This window comes from Prevotella sp. P4-98 (assembly GCF_002251405.1).
Classification (GTDB): Bacteria; Bacteroidota; Bacteroidia; order Bacteroidales; family Bacteroidaceae; genus Prevotella.
This window is the reverse complement of record NZ_NPJC01000080.1, coordinates 1-3079: the sequence shown is the minus strand read 5'-3', so window position 1 is coordinate 3079 and position 3079 is coordinate 1. Positions and strand designations below refer to the sequence as shown.

Genomic DNA, 3079 nt, shown 5'->3' with positions numbered 1-3079 from the left:
CCTCTTTTGTCCAACTCCTCTTTGATGAAGGCATCATATCATGTCTGGATGATGTCGAAATCACAGAAATCACGGAAATCTTTTATCCACGGATCACACGGAGAACACGGATTTTTTAATGTCGCACAGAAATCACGGAAATTTTAATCTCACATGGATGACACGGATTTTTTCTTAAATCTTCTTGTATTCAAGTGCTTTTTTATGTTAAATTTCTATGTTGTTTAGTGACAATTTCAGATATTCTTTTTATATTTGTCAACAAATCAAAGGACTAATAAATATGACTAATAACTCATTTTCTATAAGATTGCGGGAAGCTCGCCTGATGATGGGACTCAGTATGGATAAACTCGTAGAGCGGACCAACGGAGCCATCACCAAGCAGAGCATCTCCCGATATGAGAAAGGCATCATGCGCCCTAAGCGTGATGCCCTGCAAGCCATAGCCAAAGCCCTCAATATCAGCGAGGAATATTTCGAAGGAACCAATCTCAAGATAGACATGCCTATGCTTCGCACCACCTCCAATGGTAAGTTGTCCGAAGACGAGTTGCAAGCCCTTGAAGCAAAACTCTCGTTTTGGGCAGAGCAGTATCTAGCCAAGGAGAAAGAAGCGGGTTTTCCTACCCAGTTCAAGAATCCGCTAAAAGGTACCAAGATATCAACGCTGGAAGATGCCATCCAGGCATCCAGTCTTCTTCGTGAAAAATGGCATTGTGGTGATGGACCCATTGCCAGTATCCTGAGACTTCTGGAAAGAAAAGGTATCATGATACTTGCTGCTAATCTTCCAGAGTATGTCTTCGGAATGAGCACCTGGGCAGATAAGAAGCATCCGTTGATGATTCTCGATTTCAATCCGGAAAAGAGTAGCGTAGAGAAACTTCGCTTCACGGCAGTACATGAACTGGCCCATCTGCTTCTCCTCTTCCCAGAAGATAGTCCGCTGAGGCTGGAGAAGCGTTGTGATCTCTTTGCCAGTTTCTTTCTTCTTCCTAAATTGGAGCTTATTGAAGAGTTGGGTTCCAAGAAGCGTGAGAAGATAACGCTGGAGGAGATGATTGACATCAAGGAACTGTATGGCGCATCTCTCGCCGCTTCCATCATCGCCACCAGAGATTACGGCATTATTACCACCGAGTATAAACGGGCATGGTATGCCGAGCATATAGAGCCTAATCCTCGAGAAATAGGTAATGGCCACTATGCATTTCCTGAGACATTGGGAAGGGAGAAGAGAGTCAACTCAATCATCAAAAGTATGGAGGAATAGAATATGCAGAATGAAAGTCAAAATATAGAATATAAGGAGTCATGGGGACGTGGTTTCAAGAAGATTGCCGAGGAGTTTGAACGTGCCAGCTTGCCATTGCCAACGATAGAAGAAAATGGAGGTGGTGTGATGGCGATAATTCAGCGCAAGACGATAGACGAAGTTATCGCAGAGCGTGGCGGGGATGTCGGTGTAAATGTCGGTGTAAATGTCGGTGTAAATTCAAGAGAAACATCCGATGTGAAACTAACAGAGCGACAGACTATTATGGTGTCTGTTATTAAGTCAAATCCTATGGTGACAGCTAAGCAAATGTCTGAAACATTGTCGGTGACAGTAAGAACTATAGAAAGAGATTTGGCGTTAATGCAAAAAGCAGGTATCATAAGACACGAAGGAAGTGATAAAACCGGTGTTTGGGTGATACTCGAACAAGGAAATACTAATTCTTAATAGTGTTAGATATGAAGGAAAAAAATAATGAGCAAATTGTCTTCGATATGTTCGAAGAGGTTGCAACCGAAAGCATCGCTGAGGCTCGGAATGCATACACCTATGAAGAAATTGATGGGTGCTATCAGGAGGCGAAAGAGATTGCTGATAAAGCAAGGATGAACTTGCTGGAAAAAATGAGAGGTACATAATAATAACTCCTACCGGAAAATCGGAAATTCAATTTTGTTTTTTCGTAGTAGTAATTAGTTAGTGAACATTTTAAAAGAGAATTATATGAAAGAAATTAAAGAACTAACAGGCTTGTATTCTTTAACTAAGACTATTGGGGTAGAATTAAAGCCAGTGGGTAAGACGCAAGAGCTCATTGAAGCTAAAAAGCTTATTGAGCAGGATGATCAGCGTGCCGAAGATTACAAAATAGTAAAGGATATTATTGATCGTTATCATAAGGATTTTATCGATAAGTGTCTTAACTGTGTTAAAATCAAAAAAGATGATTTGGAGAAATATGTGTCATTGGCAGAAAACTCTAATAGAGATGCTGAGGATTTTGACAAAATCAAGACCAAAATGCGTAATCAGATAACTGAAGCTTTCAGAAAGAATTCTTTATTTACTAATTTATTCAAGAAAAATCTTATTAAGGAGTATCTTCCTGCTTTTGTAAGTGAGGAAGAGAAGAGTGTGGTGAACAAATTTAGCAAATTTACCACTTACTTTGATGCGTTTAATGACAATCGTAAAAATTTATATTCAGGCGATGCCAAATCCGGTACGATAGCTTATCGACTTATTCATGAGAATTTGCCGATGTTTCTTGATAATATAGCATCCTTTAATGCAATTTCTGGGATAGGAGTAAATGAGTACTTTTCTAGTATAGAGACAGAATTTACTGATACTCTTGAAGGAAAGCGTCTGACTGAGTTTTTTCAGATTGACTTTTTTAATAATACATTGACTCAGAAAAAGATAGGCAACTATAACTATATTGTAGGGGCAGTCAATAAAGCTGTAAATCTTTATAAGCAACAGCACAAAACAGTTCGTGTTCCATTGCTCAAACCATTATATAAAATGATCTTGAGTGATAGAGTTACTCCGTCATGGTTACCTGAACGTTTTGAAAGTGATGAAGAGATGCTGACTGCCATCAAAGCTGCTTACGAATCTTTGAGAGAAGTTTTAGTAGGTGATAATGATGAAAGTCTTCGCAACTTATGAACTGAACCCCAAAAGTTGGACACAACCAACAAGAATATGAAGTATAAGAAACGCTCATTGAAAGAACGTCTGGCTATCTGTCAGATGATTGAGAACGGAATGCCTGCGCAGACGATAAGAGAA

At 39.5% G+C, this 3079-nt stretch carries 4 protein-coding genes; all 4 read left to right on the top strand.

Going from position 1 to position 3079, the window contains the following annotated elements; all coding sequences use genetic code 11:
* Positions 1 to 283 precede the first annotated feature (283 nt).
* The 4 genes from CIK96_RS12085 to CIK96_RS12070 all read left to right on the top strand — a co-directional run bounded on the left by CIK96_RS12085 (position 284) and on the right by CIK96_RS12070 (position 2956).
* A complete protein-coding gene (locus CIK96_RS12085) occupies positions 284 to 1276 on the top strand; it encodes a helix-turn-helix domain-containing protein (RefSeq protein ID WP_158214870.1) in 993 nt (330 codons plus the stop codon).
* A gap of 3 nt (positions 1277 to 1279) precedes the next feature.
* Entirely contained in the window at positions 1280 to 1729 is a 450-nt protein-coding gene (locus CIK96_RS12080) for an HTH domain-containing protein (RefSeq protein WP_094390818.1), read from the top strand.
* Positions 1730 to 1740: 11 nt separating this feature from the next.
* Positions 1741 to 1920, top strand: a complete 180-nt coding sequence (locus CIK96_RS12075) for a hypothetical protein (protein WP_094390817.1) — start codon at positions 1741 to 1743, stop codon at positions 1918 to 1920.
* 85 nt (positions 1921 to 2005) lie between these two features.
* Positions 2006 to 2956 (top strand): hypothetical protein, encoded by a 951-nt coding sequence (locus tag CIK96_RS12070; RefSeq protein ID WP_094440712.1) that lies wholly within the window; start codon positions 2006 to 2008, stop codon positions 2954 to 2956.
* The last annotated feature ends 123 nt before the right edge of the window (positions 2957 to 3079 follow it).

Bases quoted from the DNA above. Each gene is read 5' to 3' on its own strand.
- CIK96_RS12085 (WP_158214870.1), top strand. From the start codon at position 284: ATGACTAATAACTCATTTTCTATAAGATTGCGGGAAGCTCGCCTGATG.
- CIK96_RS12080 (WP_094390818.1), top strand. From the start codon at position 1,280: ATGCAGAATGAAAGTCAAAATATAGAATATAAGGAGTCATGGGGACGT.
- CIK96_RS12075 (WP_094390817.1), top strand. From the start codon at position 1,741: ATGAAGGAAAAAAATAATGAGCAAATTGTCTTCGATATGTTCGAAGAG.
- CIK96_RS12070 (WP_094440712.1), top strand. From the start codon at position 2,006: ATGAAAGAAATTAAAGAACTAACAGGCTTGTATTCTTTAACTAAGACT.